1 protein-coding gene is annotated in these 210 nt (G+C 62.4%); it reads left to right on the top strand.

Features of this window, described 5'->3' with window-relative positions:
* Window positions 1-210: response regulator (locus AF337_RS43150; RefSeq protein WP_160320252.1), on the top strand; the 210-nt coding region annotated here is incomplete at both ends.

Raw genomic sequence — 210 nt, forward strand, 5'->3', positions numbered from 1 at the left:
GATGATGTTTCCCACGCCGACCCTCGAAGGATTCATCGTCGTCGTCCAGCACCGCCCGACCGTCGCCCGTCGCCTTGAAAGCGCGCTCTCGCATGCCGGCGCGACGGTCTTCACTGCTGGCACCGCAGCGGAAACCATCGACGTCATGAGCCGATATCAGGCTCATCTTGTCGTGGTGAACACGCACGACGCCTACGGCCTCTTCAACGA

The sequence above is a fragment of the Rhizobium ecuadorense genome (assembly GCF_001187535.1).
In the GTDB taxonomy this organism is placed as follows: domain Bacteria; phylum Pseudomonadota; class Alphaproteobacteria; order Rhizobiales; family Rhizobiaceae; genus Rhizobium; species Rhizobium ecuadorense.